Annotated in this window: 26 protein-coding genes; 11 read left to right on the forward strand and 15 right to left on the reverse strand. The window is 44.3% G+C overall.

The genetic code is table 11. From position 1 onward, the window contains the following. The first annotated feature begins 4 nt into the window (after positions 1 to 4). Complete coding sequence (locus tag Q0499_RS00570) at positions 5 to 460, forward strand: hypothetical protein (RefSeq protein WP_299194701.1); 456 nt, start codon at positions 5 to 7, stop codon at positions 458 to 460. A gap of 84 nt (positions 461 to 544) precedes the next feature. Here the strand turns inward: Q0499_RS00570 and Q0499_RS00575 are convergent, their stop codons facing one another. Continuing rightward, positions 545 to 775, reverse strand: a complete 231-nt coding sequence (locus Q0499_RS00575) for a hypothetical protein (RefSeq protein ID WP_299194703.1) — start codon at positions 773 to 775, stop codon at positions 545 to 547. Between the two features lie 350 nt (positions 776 to 1125). Beyond that, positions 1126 to 1491: a 2Fe-2S iron-sulfur cluster binding domain-containing protein gene (locus Q0499_RS00580; protein WP_299194705.1), complete on the reverse strand. Its 366-nt coding sequence runs from the start codon at positions 1489 to 1491 to the stop codon at positions 1126 to 1128. Between the two features lie 94 nt (positions 1492 to 1585). Between Q0499_RS00580 and Q0499_RS00585 the strand changes: the two genes are divergently transcribed. Further along, positions 1586 to 2128: a hypothetical protein gene (locus tag Q0499_RS00585; protein ID WP_299194708.1), complete on the forward strand. Its 543-nt coding sequence runs from the start codon at positions 1586 to 1588 to the stop codon at positions 2126 to 2128. Between the two features lie 93 nt (positions 2129 to 2221). Here Q0499_RS00585 and Q0499_RS00590 read toward each other — a convergent pair whose 3' ends face one another. The 7 genes from Q0499_RS00590 to Q0499_RS00620 all read right to left on the reverse strand — a co-directional run bounded on the left by Q0499_RS00590 (position 2222) and on the right by Q0499_RS00620 (position 8718). Continuing rightward, the gene (locus Q0499_RS00590; protein ID WP_299194711.1) at positions 2222 to 4690 is read right to left on the reverse strand and encodes an LPD23 domain-containing protein; all 2469 of its coding nucleotides are present in this window, start codon (positions 4688 to 4690) and stop codon (positions 2222 to 2224) included. A 386-nt stretch (positions 4691 to 5076) separates the two neighbouring features. After that, positions 5077 to 5661, reverse strand: a complete 585-nt coding sequence (locus tag Q0499_RS00595; RefSeq protein ID WP_299194714.1) for a hypothetical protein — start codon at positions 5659 to 5661, stop codon at positions 5077 to 5079. A gap of 36 nt (positions 5662 to 5697) precedes the next feature. Next, positions 5698 to 6198 (reverse strand): hypothetical protein, encoded by a 501-nt coding sequence (locus Q0499_RS00600; protein ID WP_299194717.1) that lies wholly within the window; start codon positions 6196 to 6198, stop codon positions 5698 to 5700. A gap of 14 nt (positions 6199 to 6212) precedes the next feature. Beyond that, on the reverse strand, positions 6213 to 6740 hold the full coding sequence (locus Q0499_RS00605) for a hypothetical protein (RefSeq protein WP_299194720.1): 528 nt from the start codon (positions 6738 to 6740) through the stop codon (positions 6213 to 6215). A 73-nt stretch (positions 6741 to 6813) separates the two neighbouring features. Next, the gene (locus Q0499_RS00610) at positions 6814 to 7704 is read right to left on the reverse strand and encodes a hypothetical protein (RefSeq protein WP_299194723.1); all 891 of its coding nucleotides are present in this window, start codon (positions 7702 to 7704) and stop codon (positions 6814 to 6816) included. Between the two features lie 50 nt (positions 7705 to 7754). After that, positions 7755 to 8042 carry a hypothetical protein gene (locus tag Q0499_RS00615; protein WP_299194726.1) on the reverse strand — a complete coding sequence of 96 codons (288 nt, stop codon included), beginning with the start codon at positions 8040 to 8042 and terminating at the stop codon, positions 7755 to 7757. 394 nt (positions 8043 to 8436) lie between these two features. Beyond that, a complete protein-coding gene (locus Q0499_RS00620) occupies positions 8437 to 8718 on the reverse strand; it encodes a hypothetical protein (protein ID WP_299194729.1) in 282 nt (93 codons plus the stop codon). Between the two features lie 226 nt (positions 8719 to 8944). On the opposite strand from Q0499_RS00620, the gene Q0499_RS00625 reads away from it, so the two are divergent. From Q0499_RS00625 to Q0499_RS00640, 4 genes are all read left to right on the forward strand, one after another. Next, positions 8945 to 9295 carry a hypothetical protein gene (locus tag Q0499_RS00625; protein WP_299194732.1) on the forward strand — a complete coding sequence of 117 codons (351 nt, stop codon included), beginning with the start codon at positions 8945 to 8947 and terminating at the stop codon, positions 9293 to 9295. A gap of 68 nt (positions 9296 to 9363) precedes the next feature. Continuing rightward, entirely contained in the window at positions 9364 to 9831 is a 468-nt protein-coding gene (locus tag Q0499_RS00630) for a hypothetical protein (protein WP_299194735.1), read from the forward strand. Between the two features lie 11 nt (positions 9832 to 9842). Next, positions 9843 to 10814: a hypothetical protein gene (locus Q0499_RS00635; protein WP_299194738.1), complete on the forward strand. Its 972-nt coding sequence runs from the start codon at positions 9843 to 9845 to the stop codon at positions 10812 to 10814. A 413-nt stretch (positions 10815 to 11227) separates the two neighbouring features. Beyond that, positions 11228 to 12387, forward strand: a protein-coding gene (locus tag Q0499_RS00640) for an IS3 family transposase (protein ID WP_299194740.1) whose coding sequence is annotated in 2 segments (ribosomal slippage) — positions 11228 to 11492 and positions 11492 to 12387 — 1161 coding nt in all. Because the reading frame shifts where the segments join, the coding sequence is not laid out codon by codon here. Positions 12388 to 12917: 530 nt separating this feature from the next. On the opposite strand, the gene Q0499_RS00645 is transcribed toward Q0499_RS00640, so the two are convergent. The 6 genes from Q0499_RS00645 to Q0499_RS00670 form a co-directional block, all read right to left on the reverse strand. After that, positions 12918 to 13205 (reverse strand): hypothetical protein, encoded by a 288-nt coding sequence (locus tag Q0499_RS00645; RefSeq protein ID WP_299194743.1) that lies wholly within the window; start codon positions 13203 to 13205, stop codon positions 12918 to 12920. A gap of 119 nt (positions 13206 to 13324) precedes the next feature. Further along, complete coding sequence (locus tag Q0499_RS00650) at positions 13325 to 13861, reverse strand: hypothetical protein (RefSeq protein ID WP_299194746.1); 537 nt, start codon at positions 13859 to 13861, stop codon at positions 13325 to 13327. A 368-nt stretch (positions 13862 to 14229) separates the two neighbouring features. After that, positions 14230 to 14628 (reverse strand): hypothetical protein, encoded by a 399-nt coding sequence (locus tag Q0499_RS00655; protein ID WP_299194749.1) that lies wholly within the window; start codon positions 14626 to 14628, stop codon positions 14230 to 14232. Further along, positions 14628 to 15614, reverse strand: coding sequence for a hypothetical protein (locus Q0499_RS00660; RefSeq protein WP_299194752.1), 987 nt, complete (start codon positions 15612 to 15614; stop codon positions 14628 to 14630). Before Q0499_RS00660 ends, Q0499_RS00655 begins: the two co-directional genes overlap by 1 nt. A gap of 24 nt (positions 15615 to 15638) precedes the next feature. Further along, positions 15639 to 15920, reverse strand: coding sequence for a hypothetical protein (locus tag Q0499_RS00665; protein ID WP_299194755.1), 282 nt, complete (start codon positions 15918 to 15920; stop codon positions 15639 to 15641). A 25-nt stretch (positions 15921 to 15945) separates the two neighbouring features. Then, complete coding sequence (locus Q0499_RS00670) at positions 15946 to 17064, reverse strand: DUF6765 family protein (protein WP_299194758.1); 1119 nt, start codon at positions 17062 to 17064, stop codon at positions 15946 to 15948. A gap of 191 nt (positions 17065 to 17255) precedes the next feature. On the opposite strand from Q0499_RS00670, the gene Q0499_RS00675 reads away from it, so the two are divergent. The 5 genes from Q0499_RS00675 to Q0499_RS00695 all read left to right on the forward strand — a co-directional run bounded on the left by Q0499_RS00675 (position 17256) and on the right by Q0499_RS00695 (position 22807). Beyond that, positions 17256 to 17606 carry a helix-turn-helix transcriptional regulator gene (locus Q0499_RS00675; RefSeq protein ID WP_299194759.1) on the forward strand — a complete coding sequence of 117 codons (351 nt, stop codon included), beginning with the start codon at positions 17256 to 17258 and terminating at the stop codon, positions 17604 to 17606. After that, complete coding sequence (locus Q0499_RS00680; RefSeq protein ID WP_299194762.1) at positions 17593 to 18405, forward strand: ImmA/IrrE family metallo-endopeptidase; 813 nt, start codon at positions 17593 to 17595, stop codon at positions 18403 to 18405. The genes Q0499_RS00675 and Q0499_RS00680 overlap by 14 nt, the downstream gene beginning before the upstream one ends. 582 nt (positions 18406 to 18987) lie before the next feature. Beyond that, entirely contained in the window at positions 18988 to 19419 is a 432-nt protein-coding gene (locus Q0499_RS00685) for a hypothetical protein (RefSeq protein ID WP_299194764.1), read from the forward strand. 20 nt (positions 19420 to 19439) lie between these two features. Next, entirely contained in the window at positions 19440 to 20588 is a 1149-nt protein-coding gene (locus Q0499_RS00690; protein WP_299194774.1) for a hypothetical protein, read from the forward strand. Beyond that, a complete protein-coding gene (locus tag Q0499_RS00695) occupies positions 20588 to 22807 on the forward strand; it encodes a hypothetical protein (protein WP_299194777.1) in 2220 nt (739 codons plus the stop codon). The genes Q0499_RS00690 and Q0499_RS00695 overlap by 1 nt, the downstream gene beginning before the upstream one ends. The last annotated feature ends 35 nt before the right edge of the window (positions 22808 to 22842 follow it).

Raw genomic sequence — 22842 nt, forward strand, 5'->3', positions numbered from 1 at the left:
GTAGATGTCCTTATTGATACCAAGCCCTAAACAGAAAAGTAGAGATGACGAGGTTAAAAAACCTCATCGGGTTCCCATCCGCTTATCTCAAGCGCTTATTGTAGCGGCGAGTAAATATTATTCGGCCAAGGGTAAAAGTCGTTGGTTTGATGAAGCGATAGCGGATCTTCTAGCAAGAAGTACCTATGCTGATGCCGACTGGACAGACAGGAACAACTCAGATACGAGTTCGTTTATGGCATTGTTGTCTCTCAATGAGAAGCTGGTGGATGCAAAAGGAGATACGATACTTTTAAGTCCCGACACTCTACACGATCTGACAAGTGCCGTAGAGAACATCACAAAGCTATACCCTTCAGAAGCTACTAGGATCAGGCCTGCTATCATTCGAGCCGCAGTTAAACAGCGAATTTTGTTGAACGGGCTGTTGTGGGCAGAAGCATTCGGGGAAGAGGAATAGTTCCCCGGGCGTGTAAGTTATCTGAATTATAAAAGTTGCCACTGGCAACTTTTTTTTTAAGTTTTCACCAACGAAACGTAAGACCTATCTCTTCATTGCTACATCGGGCTTTGGGCCTCCAGCAGGGAATGCAGCATCGATATCTTCTGCAATTGAATTAAGATCTATCGGCTGATCAATATTATTATTTGAGTCGATTATATCCTGCAGCTCCTGTTCTGTAGCTGTCTCTATAGTATCGAGCAGGTCATAATATATGTCTGCTGATGCGGCCTTTAGTGCTTCTTTTTCTAGTACATCTCTCGAAGTGCTCATAGGTTGTGACTCTTTTAGGGTTAAGTATCAGGATTGGTAAAGTTTGTTCAGAAGCTCGCTGATGGTTTTGTCATCGAAATAGACTCTTTTGTGCATTATGAACTGATGTACCAGGGTGTATGCAGCTGAGCTAAGACATAGCGCTAGAATTAAACTACTCATTGGGGCTTTCACATCAATAAGCTCGTAAGCAGACCCAAGAATCAGACTAAGAAAGAGCCCAACAGAAGAGTGACTTGTATGCCAGATCACATAAGTTACCTGTCTCGTTTCAATATCCCTTATGGTCTGGTCTATCGCTGAGTTATCTGGATGGCTCTGCATAAGGGCTCCCTCTTAGGTATTACGGTTTAGCCTGGCACAATTGAGGTTGTGATAGATGGGGATTGGCCGCGAATATTATCTAACTTGTTGGCATCAATTCCATTTAGCAGGGTTGTTTTTTCAGGAGATAAGAGCCGAACCTGTTGGCCGGTCGAGTTGATTTCAATATCCAGCGACCCTTCCTCTAAGTAGCTAACACAAGGCAAGATTTCTGTCATAGGATCATGAAAGGCCAGAGCATCATCAGATACGCGAATGTTTTGAAGGTCTGCTGGATTAACCTGGCTTCGACACATTCCACAAAATCCATTTCGGCAATGGTTTTCTGGCTGAAAGCCGTTTTCTTCCAGAGCTTGAAGAATTGTTTTATCAGGCCTGCTTGATAGTTCCATATAGATAACCAATATGAATGGTTCTTCATCATTACAGAAGGTTGTATAGTTTTCAAGCTATTGCAATTTCTACTATTTACAATAAACTTAAAAAATGAGTGAAACTTTTACATACGATGATCTTTGGGGCTTATGCGAAGCTTGCGTTAATGAGCAAGTACAAGCGTTTATTGCTATTAGCGGCTATTGCTGGTTAAAGCCAAGTGAAGTCTTAAATTTATCCTTTCGGGATGTTGCTGATGGGGTTCTAAGTCATGGGGATAATGTAGCGATACTTCCTCCAGCAGTGAGATCCAAGATACACACACTGCAGATAGGTAGAGGGCTTGATAGTCTGATTTTTCAATCATTTCAATATAAAAAAGCTCGACCGATCAGTAGTTCCTTTGTACGTAAGAAGATTGCTAATGCGAAGGCTGCGGCCGGTTTTACTAAAGATGTTCATCCGGAAACCTTCAGGAAGCTATATGGACGCGCTCAATGTGAAGGATTGGAAGGTGAGGAGTTGTTTGAAGCCCTCAAACGACTGAATGAGTTATATAGGAATGATCGGTTACCTGCCTTAGCTGCATATCTCGGTGTCAGCTACTCCCGGCCCCGTGGTCGGCCCATTACAAAAGTTGCCAGTGGCAACTAATTCAAAACATAGTTTCCGCTCCCCTGCCCTCCCCTGCTTTTCTTTGAACCAAAAAAAGTTGCCAGTGGCAACTTTTTTGGGGCTGGTCGCTATTTAGTGCATAGGACTATCTTCCGGCGCTTTGACAAAGATATTGCTCAGTTGTGATGAAATGCCCTCTACATCAAATTCAGTATCAATCCCCTGCCCTTCTCCAGGGCCATCAAACATCCTGGTGATAACATCATTAATCTCCTTTGTTGGCTGAACGCCGAGGTTAGAAACCGATGCGTACACGTTTCTCATCCACTCTTCAACACGTTTAACTTCCGGGATCATACTATTGTTGTCTAAGAAGTATGCTTCCACTGTTCGCGCCCACAGCTCCTCTTGTTCTTCTGTGAAGGCTTGGCCTGGCGAACAACCTAAGTACTGACAAATCGCCTCATAGTCTTTCACCAGGCATTGAGGAGCATTTTCTTTAAGAGCTTCTGCCGAGAATAGATCCAAAATTACGTGGCTACTCTCATGCAGGAAGCTTGATTCATTCGCGCAAGTTGACAGTAAAATCATAAAGTTTGTTTTTGAGTTATCTCGGAGTACCGCCGCCAGCGGTACGCGGCCTGCCTTCGAGCCCGTTGAGTCTAGGGTTTTGACTTCAAGATCTGCTGGTCTGATTTTCTCGCTTGAATACGGAGGGGTGATCAATCGCTCCTCAATAGAAAGGTTTATTCTGCTTTCTACGTCCCGGGCTTCATACTCTCCAGCCAGGTAGTGGTATCTAAATGCAGGGGTTTTCAGTTGATGCCGCTGATCATTAATAAATCGTTCAATCTCTGATTTATCACAGTTTCTGGCCATGACTCTGGTTTCAGGAGTTATTAGATTTCCCAGATCCCGGGCGGCAGAGGATAGGTCAACATTACTTTCTTCTGCGTAGTCGAGAAGTAGCATCGCGGAGTGCATGACCCTACGAATCTCGTTAGCTTCTGCGGTAGTGGGAATCGAGTAGTCTTCAGGAGTACCGCCGAATGAAAACCCTTCAATGGCCTGGATGCCATGCTGAAGCTCATGCAGAGTGGTTTTTAGTGCCTCATTTAAAGAGTTCGCTCTAACTGTCGCAGTGTGCGAGTCTGGCTGGTAGTGCCCGTATGCTCTTGTGATATCCGGTGATATTTGGACATCCACCAGCAGATCTTTCAGTTGAGGGTAGTGATTGAACAGCCCGGGGTGATATAGAACATCATTTAACTGACCGACAAATTCTGCAGAGGGCGGCAGATTTAATATACGGTCTTGTTCAGGCTGGCTTAAATCCATAAAGCGTGTCCCAGGTCCAGCCATTCTCTCCATTGCTCGGTGGTGATGATGATTGGTTTCTGAGAATTTCTCATGGTTTAAAAAGGCGTTACCATCAGCAATCTCAAATCGCCACTGCCCATCTACCCATTGATGCCATCCCGTTGTTTGTCTGATTAGTTCTTCATTATCCCCAGCTTGCTGCATTTTCTTTGCTGTTTCTAACATGCCTTCATCAGCGTATTGAGCTTGTACTCCGGCGTATTGATAGAGCACAGATTCATATTTTGGTTGGTCGGGCAGGGGCAGGGACAGGGCGCTTACGATTTGTTCTGGTTTGAAGACTATGTAATGCGTAGCATCATCCGGTGTATGCCATAGCTCTCCGGCAGTTTTATCTATCACTCCATCATACCCACTACGTTTTATTATCTGCAGCGGGAGGCCCGGCATATTATTATCGGCACTAAATTGAGTTATCTCATTGACGGCATCCTTAGTAGATCGGCAGGCTTCTAAGGTTTCATGCAGTTTTGATGACTGAGTAGCGTCACCTTTATGATCCAATATGATAGCGGAGAATACTGCGCCCATTTTAATTGCGGGATCATGTTCACCTCTTTTATATGGTTCGCTATCGGAGATGATCAGTGGGGATTTCATAGCCAGGTGCACGGGATATACTGCGCCGCCGTTTTCTGCCAATGCTGCTTTTATCTTCGGATAATCGATATTTTTCAGAGCAACACCTGACTGCTTTAACGCAGACTGTATGTTTTGAGCCTTCGCCTGAAGCTCTGGTGAGTCAGGGGAAGCATAGTTCTCAGACGCATCTTCAGAGCTGGATGTAAAGTAGAACGCTTGCCCCAGGCGGTTGAACGGTCCTATCTTGTCTTCATCGAACTTTTCAATATCACCGAAGGAGCCATGAAAAAGCGTAATGGGTTTATTCTCTTCAGTGGCAACAAAAAATCTCTCATCGATTTTCTTATCGTTTGATTCAACAGTAGGAAAGTAATTGATCTTTTCAGAATTGGTCAGGAAGGGTAGGGCGGTGGCCGAGGGAGCGTAGATCTCTTTATCAAGCCTCTCTGCGATGCTTTCTGCTGCGTCAATATCGATATTGACTGCTGAATATAGCATTTCAGGTGTTGTACCCGTCCGGACTGCCAGAGAGTCGAACCACTTTTGCCAGAGAGAAGCAACGGTCAAGCTGTAGTCTGGAGTATAAGAAGAGGCAGCTTGTAACTTAGTGAGAATGTCTTTCTTGATTGATGTGCTCATGTCCTTTCTGCCCTCAACACTCATTATTCATTTTTTAATACGTCATATAGATAACTAATATGAACAATATAGGAAAATTCAGAGATGAAAAGGGAAAAAGTTGCCAGTGGCAACTTTTTGGTATGTTTTCTTTAAAAATAAAAGGGAAATTAAGGGGAGGGGAGAACGGCTACTTTATTCCCACTACTTAGTTTCTGATTTGGCATGTTGCCAGCAGTATGCGTGATCTTTACCTTTCCCTCGTTTTCGTGAGCATTGTGAAAAGAGGTGAGTGTGACTGTTAAACACTTCTTCAGCGCAACGAGTATAATCTGGAGCTGATCCGGATGGCATCCCCCCCCAAATACCGTATCTATCTTTGTATTCAGCGTTGTCCATGTTAAAGCTCACGCATACTGCTTGAGATCGGGTAGTCCACGAACTGCATCCATGAAGTGAGGTCTGAAGCTATTCGTCAATGTAGAGCGGATGTGGGCACCATCTGAAAATCCCCATCTTTTCGCCAATGTTTCTTGAGTCCACCCCTTCGCTTTATAAATCGCTTTGAACTGTTCTCTGGTCATCACTTCCATTTCCAGGATGTCTTTTTTCTTCTTTACCGGCAAACCGAATACAGCATCAATAAAATGAGGCTGGTGGCCGGGATTGGCTTTGATTTGCCTAATCCGTCTGCCGCCGCTGGCTTTCTTGTATCCCCACCTGTCGGCAAGTTGTTCCTGGGTCCAGCCTTTCTCTTTATAAATAGATAGCCACTCATCTGGCGCGATAGCTTGGTCAAGAGGTGCAAGCTGATGGCTTAATGCAAGATTGTTCTGAGCGTTCTCCAGCGCCTGGTTAAAATCAAAGCCTTTCGTCTCAAAGGCCGTTATGAGGCTTTCTATCAGCGTAGAAGCAACCCACGTAGTGTCCTGAGATTCTTCAGTTAATGACTCAATCAGTCGAGTCATGCTATTAACGGTGGCTTTGTTCATCACGTTTCTCTGTTTTCGTTACTGTGCATATTTTAATTACGCATTCAGGCGATCGGCCAGCGCAGCGCATTCTGTTGATGCTGCGCGTAAAGTAGTAATACTATTTTCAATCATGTTCTGCTGTTTGTTGACGAGAGTACGATAGGACCGATGTAAATTAATGGCTGTCTGTGCATTTTTCACTGCACGATTAAATGACCCGTAGCTATCTCGATATTGGAACGTTAGCCTCGTCTCCGGTATTTCCTGAGTTTGCGCTATTTTGGCAATTACAGAACTCTCTGAGATTGTTATATTCGGCAGAGCCAAAGGCTCTATCTTCCCGAACAAAGACGGGAGCTTTAAACCGTCAGCCAGCAGTAAATTTTTCAGCTCTTCTAATCCATCTGAACCTGTTAGGGATGATGTGTATCGTTGCTTGCCAACGAGAACACGAAACCGAGTCTGTTCCTTTAGGCGTTTAGAAACCGTTGCAAAGCCACTACAGACGTTTAACACTCCGGTAGGTGTATAATATCTGGCCGGTGCTAATTGCATATGCTTCTGTCCCATTACCATGTTTGTGTATAACCGATTGACTGGAATCCTTTGCGATCCAAGCCCTCGACAATGTTATCAATGAACGCGCTCAATGTCCCAGACCCCGCACGGGATATTGGCTCTGGAACAATGATGTAGTCTTCAAATTCCTCATTCTTGAGTGAAAACCAAACATCTACCATTCCATCCTTCACGCTTGCTGAAAACTGCCGATCACTTTCCATTGCGGCTGCAATAATTCTTATCCGGTCCACCAGCAAAAGTTGATCCCCTGGCAGTGCTAACGTGTACGCATCATCGTTGTAGTCAGCATCCGTTTTTTTAACGTCCCATGCGATCTGTTCGTCCAGGTGAATCAAGGCTTCCAATAGAGAGCGAAACGCCCCAAAGTCACCTTTAACTTTAATGGTGACCTTCTCCTTTGTGGCTATCTTCTCAATCGTAGCTACATGCACAAATTCTTTTAGGGTGTTGAGCCCACCAGCAGGGTACTCCCGCTCTTGGATCGCCTGCGCATGTTCTTTTATTGGGTGTTCCATGATTGTTCCTCGCAAAAAAAGGGATAGGCCGGGTAGGATCGGCCTGTAATTCAAAATCAGTATCCGAGTGTTGTTACAGCCTAAAACTCACAATTTCATCGAATAAGATATCCATCTTGTGACCGTCAGGGTGAAGTACAGCCACATATCCCGGAAACACCTCTGTAACTTTTCCGGTGAATTTTTCACTATGAGGTGCGTCTGTATGATCAGGACGGTTTACATCACCGGTGGTCCCAGGTTTTAAATAACTCATGAACAGCTGATCAGCCTTTTTTAAGACCCCTTTCAAGTTGATTCGTGCTATTTCAGAGTACTTAACATCGTGGTGAGACTTACCAGTAAACAGACATACTGATCGTGGGTGAATCTCAGTCACGATACCGGTAAATGCGGTAACATAATTTGAGTCGCCATCCGGTTCAGAGGTTGTAACTTTCATACCGAAATCCAGATGCTCTGGTTTGAATTCGCTACACGTTTCGATGATAGACCACTCATCCCGGTTTAACTCTCTCCGGCCATAGCTACTCAGCAGCTTGCCGTCACCGCCATCGTGCGCGTATCCAACGGTTAGCCCATCCATATGAAGGATCTTTAGAGTAGAGCCGTGAGGGTAGGCCTCCGGCTCTTCCAGGATTGGAATGGCTGCTTTGATAGGAGCGTCTATTGAATGAACGTTTCCTTTACTGAATCCCAGCTCTTGAAAGACACGACTCATAACGCAGAGGTAATGATCAGTCTCAATAGTAGTTGCTTGACTGTCTATCAGTTTGTTTAAGCCGCCAATTACATGCTGCTCAAAACCAGACAGGCAAAATTCTGATTTCAGTTCAGGATTAGCCCCAGTCTGATGACGGATATCTAAATCTATCAGCTGCACTAACTGTTTAATGATATCCAGGCTATCCGAGTGCTCTCGTTTGAGCTTAGTGACTAAGTATTCTTGATTGACCAGTTTCATGGTGTTGTCCTCGCAGAGAATAAGGTGATCGGGTAGGACGATCAGTAAGGTTAAGTGCCTTGATGAAAGAGAATGTAGCTACAGTTCTGTTCAAGAGCGTTTTGTATAACAGGCTTTAATCGCTCAGGGATATCGTTGTCGTTAGACTCATTTTCAATAACGGATACGTTTAGCAAGAATTCCCAAATGCCATGACTTCCATTCTGGGTATGCTTGTAGCTTGCTTTCTCTTCTACCCATTCCCATTCAGTGACTTCGTCTGGCGTGTCGTAGTCGCCTACAACATCTACCATGCAAACGTCATAAACCTGCGTATTACCTTTAACTAGCGTCATCATAGCTTTGTGCCCTCGCTTTAATTTTGATAGACCGGGTAGGATCGGTCGGTGTGTCTATTTAATATAGGTAATATATGTTCTAAAAACAAGGTAAAAAACGCATAAATAGGTATTTTATGTGCTGGTGGTCGGATTTTAAGAAAAGCCGGGGTGGTTTTATGTCAGAGACCTCGCTCCTCCAGGATCTCCACCAGCTGCTCAGGATCGTTTTGGTGCGGGGGAGGGGATTGCATTGCTTATTCTCAAAATGCGGGTGTCGCTGCTGTGAGAGCCTTTGAATAAGCTAAACATGCCTGAATCTACAAGGTGGTGAAGTGCTGCACCTGGCGCATAGTTTTGATTCACCAAGAGCATAAGAAAAACGCCCGGGACGAAACGGGGCGTTTTGATCGAATTAGGATTTAGGGAAGTGAGTAATGCGCCCTGTTTCATCAAACTGGATTGTTTCCAGCTTGACTCCCTGTTTGGCCAGTTCACACAGTACCTGCATTAACAAGGCTTCAGTTTTGGTAATGCCGCGGCCTTCGCGGCCATTCACCTTGTCATCCACCTTATGCCGGTGAGACCGTGTTAGCTCCCCCAGGTTCAGTAACCGGGCCAGCTCCGCACTCTCTAGTCCCAGCTCCTCATAACATCCCTGATAGATAGCTAAACGGTCTTCTTTACTCGATGGCATACTCATTCCTTAACCGGCTTTGAGTTGTTCAAATTCCCGTAACTCAGGGGGCGGTAAGATCCCCACATGAGTACACAGCTGCAAGGCCGCAAACTAGTTAAAATAGATTTAATTACCTGTTTATGGTAATTATAAGTTGTAAACAGGGTGTATAATACCTATAATTAAATTGTTGAAAGGTTGTCCTACCCAACCTGATTATTTAAGTTAATGCGAGGATTGAACGATGAGTTTAATAACAGATTCCCTGATTGTGCTTGAACACTTCTACGAGTGCGAAGGCAACTTTCGCCGTTGCTCTGAGGCGTACCGCTCTGCTAATGGTTCGCATGAATGGCGTGATCGTATTGCTGAAATAGGGGAAAGTTTTAATAGTGCTTACATAGAAGTCAGCAAGCTTACTACTGACGGTCTGTCTGAAGCGCTTGAAGAGAAATTTGGTTGCTGGGACTTTGAAGCGGTACCGGCGATGTTAGAGGACTTCTACGACCGGCCAGAAGCTGATCACCAGTATTCAATGGATCATTCAGATGCTGTAGAGCTGTTTAAAAAGTTTCTAGCGCTTGCTCAGGAGTAGGCTGCTGATTGGTGTTTTGAGTAAACCCGCCCAGTGCGGGTTTTATATTCTAGTCGGGTGGGCGTTGCATGTTTGAAGATACTGAGTTGGGTCAGAAGGTTGCCGGTGCCAAAACGTGGCGGCAGTTGTTCGCTGCCGTTTACGCCGCTCGGGAGGTGAACACTCCTGATGGTGCCGGATTGTACTTTAGCAACTGGCGGATCTGTAACCCTGAAAAAGCAGCGCTCCGAATTCACCGGATTCGTGACGGGGAGCTGGGTCTTCAACACATCACCCGTAACTATGGTCTGCGTATGAAAGTCTCCGAACTGATGAATCCGCCGGTAGGCGAAGTAGGGGAGTGCGGTATGCAGCTGGGTTTTGACCAATGGCCTTCAGAAGTGAGGGTGGTGTATCGCAACGATAACTGCTGCCTGCATGTTGGCTCTATCACCAATCTAACTTCTATACCGGTATTTATTGAGCGTAAGACATTCGAGTTGTCAGAAGCTGATCGCTGTATGATTGCTGGTTATATTGACCAGTTATGTTGTTAAGGGATCTTGTAATGAAAGAAAGGATTATGAGTTTTTATATATGTCTACGCCGTAGGTTTGGTCTTAAATGTCCGGGTGATGAAAACCCTTCGGCTTATCGGGGACAGAGTTCCCGGAAAATTGCGAAAGATCTTAGAAAATATGCGGCTAACTCTACAGCTGCAGTACTGGATAATAAGGTTTACACAGTACCTGATGATCTTCATATGTGGGGCGAAAAAGCTGATGATCTCGGTTTGGTTAATTTCATTGATGGGGAAAGAACGGAAAAGTTATTTAGTAACCTCTCTGGGCCGTTTTATGCAAACATCCCCGCAAACTCTATTGTAGCGCTTAACCATAAAGGGTTTTACAGTAAAAACGCAACATGGAAGGAAGCGGTTAGTGGGTTAACCTGCGAGAACTGGCAAGATATAGACCCTCAAAGGTCAGTGTATCATTACTTTGAAAATCCTATTCGGGATAGAAGATTCCCGGCTGGTGGCGGGGGTATTTTAGAACTCAAGGCATATGGTGGAGCGGTAGTTTGTAAAATTGGAAATCATCGGCTCACCGGTGGTATGGCATACTTAACGAACAAGTCTGGAAACGCCGCTGCTTTCAAAGAGGTTCAAATCGAACCCCAATGCGTCTTTAAAGAGCTGGTTCCCGTTTTACGCAGTGCTTTGGAAAACGGTTATACCGTGTACTCAAAGACGCATTCCACCCAAAAAGATGACAAAGGTAATGCCTCGGTCTCTATCGTTAAAGTAGTCTCCCAGGCCGGGTTTGAAGATCGGTACGTTACCTATCACGGCGGTAATGTGATTAAAGACGCTGATCATATTAAGCGTCTATCTGTTATGGGGGTTGCGAGGCTATTAGCATGGAAGTTGCTGTTAGGCGGGTGCACCTGGAAAGAATTGCCCAAAGAAGTGCTTGAAACCATGCTGGATGATAAGTGGCTTACGGCGCAATTCAACGGCATTCACCTAGTACCCTAATGAATTGCGTGGTAGCTGGTGGCTCAACTATGGTCCACCAGCTATCGGAACACATAGATCACAAACGCCAGGCACAAAAAAGCCGCTCAGAAAGCGGCTTATTCGCGTCAGATGGAGTGAGAAATCTATCTGACAAACCCGGAGGTTTTTGATTCGACATACTCATCGTATTTGAAAAGAGCAAAACAAGTCAAATATATTTGTTTTTCATTCCTTTTTGATGAAGTGCATCGTATGTCATGGACTTGTTAGAAATAGCATTTTATTTCATTTTTTATCGAAGGTTAAAAAAGTTTAAATTTTTCATAAGTTATTGATACATTTCATCTTTTAACATTTATACTAGTGTAATGGTCTAATGACACCGGACACTTTAATGAGAGACTATAAACGTCAAACATTGAGGTGTAGGAATGGGACAGAAACGTAGTTACAAGCAATACCCGAAAGAGTTCAAAGAAGAAGCTGTTGCGCTGGTCATTGGCCAAGGTTACTCAGTGCCTGAAGCTGCTAAATCACTGGGTATTGCGGCCAATATGCTCTATCGCTGGAAACAGCAGTTTGAAGAGCAGCAACAAGGACAGACGCTGGCCGAGGATGAACGAGAAGAGCTAAAACGCCTGCGCAAAGAAAATAAAGAGCTGCGTATGGAGAAAGAGATTTTAAAAAAGGCTTCAGCCTTCTTCGCAAAAGAAATGAAGTAAAGTATCGCTTCGTTCAGCGCCAAGCCGCGATCTATCCAGTACGTGTTCTGTGCCGTGTAATGAGAGTGAGCAGCTCCGCATATTACAGCTGGTGTAAACGGCCAGCGAAGGTCATCAGCGCTGATACTCTGCACTTGTATCGCAGAGTCAAAGAGTTGTTTAGGGCTAGCCGAGAGAGCCTGGGCAGTCGAGAGCTGGCGAAAAAGCTACGTGAAGACGGCTTTAGAATTGGACGTTATCGCACCCGCACACTCATGCGTAAACTGAAATTACAGGTTAAGCAGCGTACCGCTTACAAGGTAACGACTAAACGCAGACATAGCGATCAGGTGGCTGACAACCTGCTGAACCAGAATTTTAACCCGGTTGCTCCGAATGAGGTTTGGGCTGGCGATATCACGTATCTCAGAACTGCGGAGGGGTGGATGTATCTTGCGATCGTGATGGACTTGTACTCACGTCGTATTGTGGGCTGGCATATTGATAAGCGCATGAGTGCTGACCTGGTTTGCAGAGCGTTGATGAAAGCAGTTAATCTGCGTCAGCCGAAACAGGGCTTGGTCTTTCACAGTGACCGAGGTTCACAATATACCAGCAAACAGCACCGGCGCTTGCTGAAAAGCTACGGCCTCCGTTCATCTATGGGTGACGTTGGAGCCTGCTGGGATAATGCAGTCGTTGAGCGCTTCTTTGGTAGCTTAAAGCATGACTGGATACTGAAGGTTAACCAGCCAACGCGAGAGCATATGAGGCAGGATGTGGTTAAGTACATGAGATATTACAATCTGGAAAGGCTTCATACGGCGAACGGAAGTTTATCTCCGGTCAACTTTGAAAATTTACAAAAAAAGGTGTCCGGTTGGAGTTGACCAGTACATAGAACAACTTCGTAATCAAAAGTAGTTTATGAGTTACTCAAAGAATTCATTCCCTATAACCAGCAGCGTGAGAACTGTTGTACTGGTCATAGATAGTAGGGGTTCATAAACTACACCACCCTGGGGGTTTTTGATTCGATACCTAGCTTTACAGACCAGTGTGTACGGCTTGGGTGGGCTCTTTGGAGTCTGAATATGGTTACTTTAGTAACGATAAAGGTTCTTCTTGGAATCATTGGATATGGTGCGATGGCTTGCTATTACATCAAGAAGATGCTGACGGAAGACAAGGTTAGCTAACGCGAAACCTATAAGGAGACCTTCGGGTCTCCTTTTTTATTCACTCTTCGTGATATTCATGACGATCAGAGATCTCGCCGCAGGTCGTTTCGTTTCTGCATATCCACTGGAGATAGTCGTACCCGTCTTCTTCGTACCGAGTGCGAGTCATATCCATCACAGCCCCACATTTCTCACACAAGTCGTCTGAGTGTGCTTCGATAATATTCATGGCTACCTAATCATTGATCAATGGTGAGTAGTAGAGAGTGAATGCTATCGCTTGAACGTGGCAGCTGGTGGTCCTGTATGGCTCTCAGAAGGCTTCCTTGGCAGTAATAGAGCCATTCTTTAGAGGAGTGGCCAATAATGGTGAGACCCGCGATAAGGAGCGTGTCATGAAGGGCTTTTTTATTGAGAGAGGCCAGGAATTTAAGGGCCGCTTTACCTTGATCACGCTCCACCAGCTCTTTCAGTTCCAATACTGGATGTTGTTGAGCTGGGAGGCTGGTGCCGAATAGGTCAGTCATATCATTACCTTTGGATTAATCGTTGTAATTCGGTATTATCGAAGGGCCGGAGCATTGCCCCTCGCGTAGTGTTCTGGCAGGGCAGAGAGGTAGGATTCTCTGCCCACCTTTTCATCTCTTCAAAATAGATCGCCCTGATCTGCCGCTGTCATTACCTGTGAGGGTGACGGGTTAATACACACCTCCAACTCGTTCAGGCTTCCGATCCTTTCATGACCGATTTCACCGTTCTCATATCGGAAGAAGAATTTCAGCGTCCCGTCTGAAGACTCATGAACGCAAATCTTGTTTTCGTATAGGGAAAAACCGTCTGTATTACTTGTGGTATAAACCTGAGCCGCTTCAGAAATGTTTACCTTGTGTACGGTATCGGGAAGAAAACTCCCAAACACAACTTCGTTCCCTAAAACCGATTCCTCTCCCAGGTATTTAACCGTTAGCCCGGTATGGGAGTAGCTACCATTTCTGCCGTTGTGCTTTTCACCGGCCCACAATTCAGAGGGTACGATTTCATAAGCGTGGATCTTGGTCGTAGCAAAGTAGTGCCAGCAAACACCGAGAACAATGTAACGCTTACCCTCATATGTGAACGCATAAGGCCCGGTTTCAAACAGCTTGTCGGTTTTGCGATCCAGATGGTTACTGAACTGCAGCAAACTCGGGATCTGGCACTAGAAAAAATATGATGTGGAATTCTGCTATCCATAACCAACTCCGGTTTATTTGAATATACCGGTACTATATCCACTAAATAAGCTCGCGTAAAGGTAATATTTATTCTAAATTATGAAGATATTAGTAGATAATAGGTATTATATCACCTATAATATCAGTTATAGAATCAAGGAATAGAGAGAGCATCATTGTCCGTTCTCATATAAGGTGAAATAACAGCTCCAGAAAACATTGGATATTTCAACTAATATGAGAATCCCATCTCCCACAAATTCTCAGCTAACGTGAAATGAAAACAGCGCATTCTCATTTAGCATGCAATAGCAGTAATCACTTACATACATTCCATTTAAACCACTAAATCCGAAACTTTTCCAGCTACCGATGCAAGACCTGTTGCTACCTTAGCAGCTTTATCTGCATAATCGACTAACTGTTCAAGAGACTGAAGATCGTCTTTCAACATCTCATTTACTCGTGCAATCTCTAACTCCAGCTGCTTTACATCTTCTGACTGTTCCAGTTTTTCTAACGTAACCAAGGAGAAAATCTCTAACGCTTCAGCAAGTTCATGCCTCGTCGATCCTATTTCCTTAAGGCGCATTTGGTCAGCGGCCCCCATAGAGCCACCGGCCTTAATCGATTTCTTCTGAATCGCTCGTCTTTCCTTAGCTAATAGCTGATCAAGCGCATCAAATTCAGCTCTCTGCGCAAGAAAGTCCTTACCTACTTCTTCGATCGTAGCCATTAGTTAGTTTCCTTTTCCTTTGCGACTTGGATAAACGCTTCAACGAGACCTTTAAAGTCCTCGCTGTGCTTCTTAAACTCTTTTATGGCTGCAATAGCATCCGCTAGTGAAACATTCTCACTACCATTTAGCGCATTGTTCAAAGCGGTATGAGCTATCAGAAATTTTTTCATGGGCTCGCTTGAACCCGCTTTCAAAACAGTGTCATAACTACTTGCAGCTGCCAGATACTGATTGATTTCCTGATTATTCTTCACACTCGAGTCATCAAATATGGACTGAGCCTTTAGAAAGTTATCTAACGCTTCTGAAGCTTTCAGAGAAGCAGAAACTGAAGCTGCTATATCATAATAGTTAGCTAAACTTTCAATAGCTGGTTGAGCTCGTTTTGTTGCTACAGCAAGTGCTTTCACCTTCCCACGATCAATGTATTGACTAATTAGCCAGCTGAAAGAGTTAGAGAGAGGGGAAGAATAAGCTTCGATAGTCGAAGCTGCAGAGCTACGGCCATTAGCTTTCGCTATCTCCAATTCGATTTTTGATGCGCTTGCTAATGCTGCATTAGCACTGGAAATGATTGACGCTGCAGTGTCTGCATCAACAATTGCCTTTAATCCTTCCGTGTACCCCTTCAAGCCTGATAATGCTTCAGCTGCATTAGGCATCATCGATGTAACCGGAAAAACCTGCTCTTTATCGCTACCTTTAGCTATCACAACTACAGAACATAACTTCGTCCCTAAGGCACAACTATCTTCAGCCTCAAGCAGAAAAGCCTCTTCTTTACTAATTAGTTCACGCCACCGCTTATTTTGAGCAGCAGTAAGCTCACTGTCGATTTGCTCGATTGTTGCAACCGAATAATTCATTGACTCATTCAGTTCAGTTATTGGCTGTTGATAATCAGCAACCGAAGAGCACCCTGGCAAGACCATTATGCTGGCCATAAATGCACAAAAACTCACAGCTATGCTTATCTGTTTCATTTCTTAAATCCCTCTAAAGCCTCTTCAGAACGTACCTAGGAAGCGTTTTTTATCGCTAATCGAAAGCTTCACGGCCAAAAATAGAAACGAAAAAAGAGCGATCCAAGCAAGCCTGTCATAACGATGACCAAGGATCTCAGCAACTCTCTCAAAGAACACGGCCATCACGCCACTTCCATTGATTCTGGAAACCAGAGTATCTCCAACTATGTTAATGCCTATGAAAAAGACAATCCCAAAAAAGAGGGCGGTAAGCGCTCTTCTTGAATGAACAAAAAAGAACATAAATTCCAGAATACGATCCATATACACACCTATAAAATTGAAAGTTTCAGTTCACAACTAATCCATGCTTTGGTAACAGATCACGTAGTACATAGACTCGGTGATAGGCTGCAGCACGATAGAACTTATAAATGTTTGCTTTATTTGCCTGATCACTCTTAGTAGAAGGGAGCTTCAACGCTTCCCACTCGTTAGACCAAACTTGTGATGAATATGGAGGGATTTCAGTCTTTTCGCCAAATGCACCAGCTCTCGCCGCACACTGCCATGCATCAATACGACCCTGCTTTGGTTTTTGTACTGCAAGAATTTCTTTAACCCGAGGTTCTATATCAGAGAAGCTAAGTGACTTAGCGCTAGCGTACTCAGGACGCTCTTTTGCTATATGGGAAAAAAAACAATGAAGCTCTTGGCAAGCCTCAAGAAAAGTTTCTTGATTGTGGCGCCAACCGCTGTCAGTTCGCCCTTCATCCTCATAGTTAAACCGCCAAGACAAGTAGGGACGATCGGGATAAGTAGCAACAGAACCGTGACCTAAAGCACCACCAAACTCAGCGATATTAGCCTGACTCTGCTCAAATAGCTCTGCTAACGATTTCTTTATATTCGGAAATAATTCATACCGAGAATCAAAGAATCCCTGTGCTTTACTGAGAATATAATCTTTTATCTCTGGCTCTAAGTTCTCATCCAACTCAAAACTTTCTTGATGGACTTTGTTTCCTCGTGAACTGACACCAGAAAAACCATAATGAGAGAAAGTATCTGCATATACATGAGCTGTAATTCCAGCCAAATGGAGACCAAACTCGCTAGTACAGCAAGAAAGGTGATTAGATACCATCTCTTGTGCAATCAGGCTGTTTTTCGTGCACTTGAGCTGCTGAGTATATTCATCGCCTTCATTGCCAGGAAAAAAATGAAATGGAACCCAAACCCGGCGCTGATCTTGAGGGTCAAGTTTTCCGACATTCTTAAAGTTTACTGGATGATGGGCTGTCGATTCCGAATCAATCCTGGCCCCATCTTCAAAATCAACCTCATCATCAAAGGCGTTGTCATCAACGTATTGAGAGGCATAAGCGATGATTTGGCAGGCCTCTTCATTAAGTCCTGCAGCACGTGCCATAGCGTATGTCCCATAGTAATGCATATCTACTTGCATGGTTTATTACTCCTGAGGGTATTACAGATCATCGAAAATCAAACCCAAATCGTAAAACTATAAAAAACCCAATGTATGGATTAATCTAACGCTTTTTAGACTAAATGGTTTTAATAATCCTTGTCAAGATCTATCCATGCGCTATTGTTAGATATATCATACGGATCGATATGAATTTGGAGGGAATAGACATGTCACTGGCTGTACGCTTAAGGGAATTAAGAGCAGAGAAGAAGGCATCACTTCAAGCAGTAGCGGATGCACTAGGTGTATCCAAGCCCCACGTGTGGGAGCTTGAGAAAGGAAAGACTAAGAACCCGTCTTTAGAGCTACTAAAAAAGCTTGCTGAGTATTACGATGTAACATTAGATTATCTAGCTGGTGTCACCCAGGAATCTGAGGATGTACGTTATACCGCTTTGATGAGAAAGCTTAACCCCGAAAGCATGTCTGATTCAGATTGGAAAGTAGTAGAACAGGCTGTTGAATTCGCCGTTAGCGTCTTAAATGAAAGGAAGCAAGATAAGGATGATAACTCTTGACCGCATGGATCTTGCGGATTGCTTTACCCCTGAAGATATAGTGAATGAAATTTTCAGGCAATGTCCAACGTTAATGCCACCAATCCCTGTTTGTGAGATTGCAAAAGCAACGGGTATCAAAGACATTATCGAAAGAGACCTAGCGAGCATAGGTGGTATGCTCGTTGCTGATGAAGAGAAAAATACAGGGATTATTTTACATCACACGTCAGGACCAATAGGTCGTAAGCGATTCACTATTGGCCATGAGCTAGGTCATTTCCTGTTATTACATCATGGTGCTAATCAAAGCTGCTTAGCCTCGAATATCAAAGAAGGAAGTAGCGCCTCAAGCAACGCTAAAGCTGAAACAGAAGCTAATGAATTTGCACAACGACTGTTGATGCCTGATAGCTTTGTAGCCTCCTCAATAAATAGCTCTTTACCGGATATCGAATTACTTTGTGATATTAGCATTACCTTTGGCGTAAGCTTTGAAGCTATGTCTAACAAGTGTGCACTCAGCAGCAACTATCCATTTGCTCTTGTGTATTCTCATAAAGGGATTGTGAGGTATTGCTGGAGAAACAGGAATCTATTTACTCCGAAAATTCCTCTTAAAAGAGGGGATAGGCTACCTGATAGTTCTCAAGCAATTCGCTTTAGCCAAAATGAAGACTCCATCTCTCACATCCAATCAGTTGACCCGTCTTGCTGGCTAGAACCAGGAAATGATCATATCTCACTGGAAGAGCAAACTTTTACTCAGAAAGATGGATATCAAGTTACTCTCCTAAGGATAAAAGAGAGCACCGGATGAGTTCTTCTTTTAAAACAATCTTCCGAAAACGAATGGCTAGATGTAGATTTCAGGGACATTGTTCACAAATATGCGGCTGATAGGTGGCTGTCAATTAAGACAGCCATGCGGTCTGATAAGGCTATATCCCAACAACTTTGAAATCTCACTAGAGAGAAAAGGTGGACTAGTCTTTCAAAGATAACAGATCTAAATAGCCTGGCCCCACCAAATATCATACTTGAGGTATCTATTGCAGGGATTGACTTTATGTCATACAGGATAGATAAAATAGGTTTAACCTTCGACAGTGTCTAGAGAACCAGTGGCTATTCATTTAGATTGGAATGCGCGTGATCGCAATGCAGTACATCTCACCTATTTTGATACACGAAGGAGACATTAGACCACTACAAGTTGCACCAAACAAGCGACGGGGAGGAGTCTACTAAGTGCTTTACACGTTCCCCCTAAGGGCCAGAAGCTCATCTATTGTGACCTACTTAGCCCAATGGATTAACATGAACGCTGAAGCGAAAACCGGTAGATATGAACAGCTGTGTACCGATAACTCCTCACAGCAAACCTATAGGAAAACCAGAGATGTCTAAAGCGTTCCGAGATCGCATTCAAACCATGAATGAGATGTACAAGCTTCCAGTTCATGACACCCCACATCTATTTGAAGGTACTGATGACCGTTTACTGAAGTTCAAGAAGACACTTTTGGACGAAGTAGCCGAAATAGATGATATCGTAAATCAGATCCATAGAGATGCAAGCGAGATCGAAGTCCAGGTGGCAATCGCCGATCTGCTGGGCGATATTATCGTGTATTGCCGGTCTGAAGCAATGAAATATGGCATCCCCCTTGAAGAGGTGTTGGACATCATCATGGACAGCAACGAAAGTAAGCTCGGTGCAGACGGCAAACCCATATATGACGAAAACGGAAAATTCCTTAAGGGACCTAATTATTGGAAACCTGAGCCACGTATACGAGAGCTACTTGCTGAGTATGCCCCTAAAAAATAATCTTCAATTGAGGTGATAGTTTGGCAACAGTATACACAGGTAATTGCCGCAGTTTGATCGAAATCGAACGGCTACTTTCAAAGATTGAGGCTGACACGACTAAGGAAAATAAGTTTGTCTTCCCCCTTGTTAGCTTAAAGGCCCGTCACAGCCCCATGCATGATGCTTCCAGGTTGCAAATGTTCGTAACACTGGCTCGCCAGCTCTTAGAGCCTAGTTTACTTGAAATTCACCCCAATGCTTCTGAAGAAGCGGCAATCGAAAGTGTTTGTAGTTACTCCCCGGGCATCGCAGCGACACGAATTGCCCGGGGTATCAAGGTGGGTAAAACTATCATCGACCGAAGAGATGTGTTTAGAGAAGCAACAGAGAAAATGCAAGCAACTGATGCTGAGATGTTTGACAAAGTCATTCACGGAAGAACTTTAGATTTGATCTGCGTCTCTGGGTCAAAGGTACAGTACTTGCGTCCTCTTTTCTCTGCACGCGGTATCGTCAAAGAGCCCACTGAAATGTGCCAAACCATGCATACACTAGCCAGGTTCATCAACCAGCAAAGCCAAGAAAAGGTTCCAGAATCCCTACTATCGTCATTAAGCTTATTTTCCACCGAATTGATAAAAAACACGCAAGAGCATGCGGTTACAGATCACACAGGGAAACCTTATCTAGCTCATATTGAAGGCATGATATTCGGCTGGTCGCGCTTAAGTGAGAAGCTGTTTTCAGAGGACTTTTCAGGTAACACACAGCTCAAAAATTATTGGGATAAGGAGTCGGGTACGACTGAGTCAGGAATAGCCAGTCTTCGTATGTTTGAGGTGAGCTACTTCGACTCAGGCCCCGGACTTGTTAGTCGCTTTACGGGAAGCACTGTTAATGAAATGACATTAGAAGAAGAGCGAGCCCACCTGCTGAAGTGTCTTAAACATAAGGCAACATCCAAGCCCCAAAACGCAGCAGGAGAGGGACTTCCTTCTGTACTCAATGAGTTAAAGAAGGTAGGTGGGCTTATGCGTATTCGGTCTGGAAGACTATCAATCTTTAACGCTTTCAGCAAAGAAGATACTCAACGTGACCTCTTCGATTTTGAAGATTGGAGCAACTCACCTCTAGCACCAGTAGAGGGTGCAGTTGTATCTATATTAGTTCCGTTGAGGTCTGAATAATGGAAAGATTTTACACTTGGTGGAAGACCGACCATAACCCTGATCAAGGTACTATCGAAACACTCGCAATCTGTTACAACAATTGTAAATTGGCAACAGACAACATTTATTCGGATATCGAAAAAGCACTAAAAACTAGCAACACTCTTCCAGATTGCGTCTACATTATCGGCAGCAGTAGTCAATACAGCGTTTTCAGGGAAGCCTTGAGCCCCGACAATAGCCGTAGAGATAACATGTTGAAGCGTGGAATGAAGCATGGCTTGGATTTCGTTAAGCAGTACACTTTTCTTGAGTGGAAAGAGACAGGTTTCGACAAACATGCTCTGAATTCAAAGGAAGGAACGTTTTCACTAGAACCCAGTTCGCTCCTCACCTCCGGGGTGTATTCATTATTAGAAAAGAATAACGCCATCCATCAGGCCCCGTCTGGGCACGTTTTCAAACACCCTTCCGGCAACAAGAACAAGCTATTCATTCAGACCCGAGAGATTTCAAGCGATGAAGCTGAGTTATTTGTCGTCAGCTATAAGATCGCATTGAAGTACGGAGAAAAGCTAAAAGATGCCAAGAAAATCTACATTGATACCATGGGCATCTACTCTTACGTAAAAGGAGCATTAGATCTTTGCAACGGGAAAGCAGAAATTGTGAGTTTCCATTCCTACGATGAGCTTGAAACTCTCAATCCTCCGACAGAAGCATATTTCTGCATAGTATCTGCTTCAACCTCAGGTCGGATGGCCAAAACTATGTGTGACCGGCTGTTTGAAGAAAGCTGTATTGCAACCATTATTGATATCACATCAAAAGGGCGATGTGGTGATGTAATGGTGGCTCTCGATAGAATGGGGTCTCACTTTCCAGACCTTGCCATCGACGATGGCACACAGATTGAAATCATCGGCGAGAACTTCACCTCCAAGGCGAAACCTCCTCGATCAGTTATTATCGGTATACCGCATACCCCCTCCGCGTTAAGTAAGGTCCACGAACATTTCGGTTTCTCTGTACTGCCACTTAACTCGACTATGCCGGGCTTTCATCAGCCCAAGCTACTTCAAATAAGAGAGTCAGATGTCCTTAGTGTGTTTAGGCGCAAAGCCTTCAATAAATGGCTTGACGAAGAAATTGACTGGTCGTTCCCTTTGAGTATCACCCATGTAATACATGCCAACGATACGGCATCCCAGCACCTCGCTAAGTCTATCCTTCGTCGGTTAAAGGGCAGGCTGGCTAATAACAATAAAATCCGATTGCTGTCCTACGAAACCTTAGATGACTTAGTCTGTAAAGGTGCAGCAGGCATCGTGGTTGTCTCAGCTGTTTCTAGGAATGGTGGAATTCTACGGGAAATTAGCCGGGACCTTCGAAGTTATATTGATGCAGTAGTACCAAGGCATTTTATTACACCAGTCGGCATTCCAGAGACTAGTGAATCCTGGGCACAGTTAAAGATCTTTCTAACAAAGAACCCCACCGAGCGAAACTATGGTTTCTCGAATTGGATTCAGATGCCTACCGGAGGCAACTCCGGGCACAATACCTGGACACGATTAGCCGAACTCGGCGCGATAGCACAGGAATTGGTAGCTGATAATCTTGAACTGAGTATCGACATTGACACTTCGATCATTAGTCAGTCATTAGACTTAGCTGCAGACGAAATCAACGGGGCCTTCAATAGTTTTCTCAATTCCCCCCGAGGTCAACCATTATCTCTCTCTGAAGGATTCCTATTTTTTGCGAAGGATTCAACAATCGCCAAAAAGTATTCCGAGGTTAAGCCGAGTGCACTGTATTTGACAATGTCCGCAGTTTTACAATCTGCAAGAGAACATCAGAATCCAACAAAACGCTTATGCCCTTCAGGCTATGAATCGGTCGTACTTGGACCTGAATGTTTCCTGCGTTTCAACGACCCAGTTCTTCAGGCCTGCCTGTTGAGAGCTTGCCTACCGTCAGAGCTGGACTATTCGGCAAGTCCGGATCTAAGCAAGTTAATGAAAGAGTTTTTATCCAAGACTTTTACGAGATCGAACAAAGAGTTTGGAGAGGCCGCCCTAGAATTCGCTGCAGCTATCGCAGTTGGTTCACTACGACTCGCTCGCGACGATATGGATACCCTCCTCAAAGAGAATTTTGAGAGAGCAATCGCACCAACAGCCCTATTGGGTCTGCTCATTATAGCAACCAGCACCAGAAATCAGCGACAGTAAGGAAAGAGGTAATCCCCCTGAGGAATAATGATGAT

It is taken from the genome of uncultured Amphritea sp., assembly GCF_937127095.1.
Classification (GTDB): Bacteria; Pseudomonadota; Gammaproteobacteria; order Pseudomonadales; family Balneatricaceae; genus Amphritea.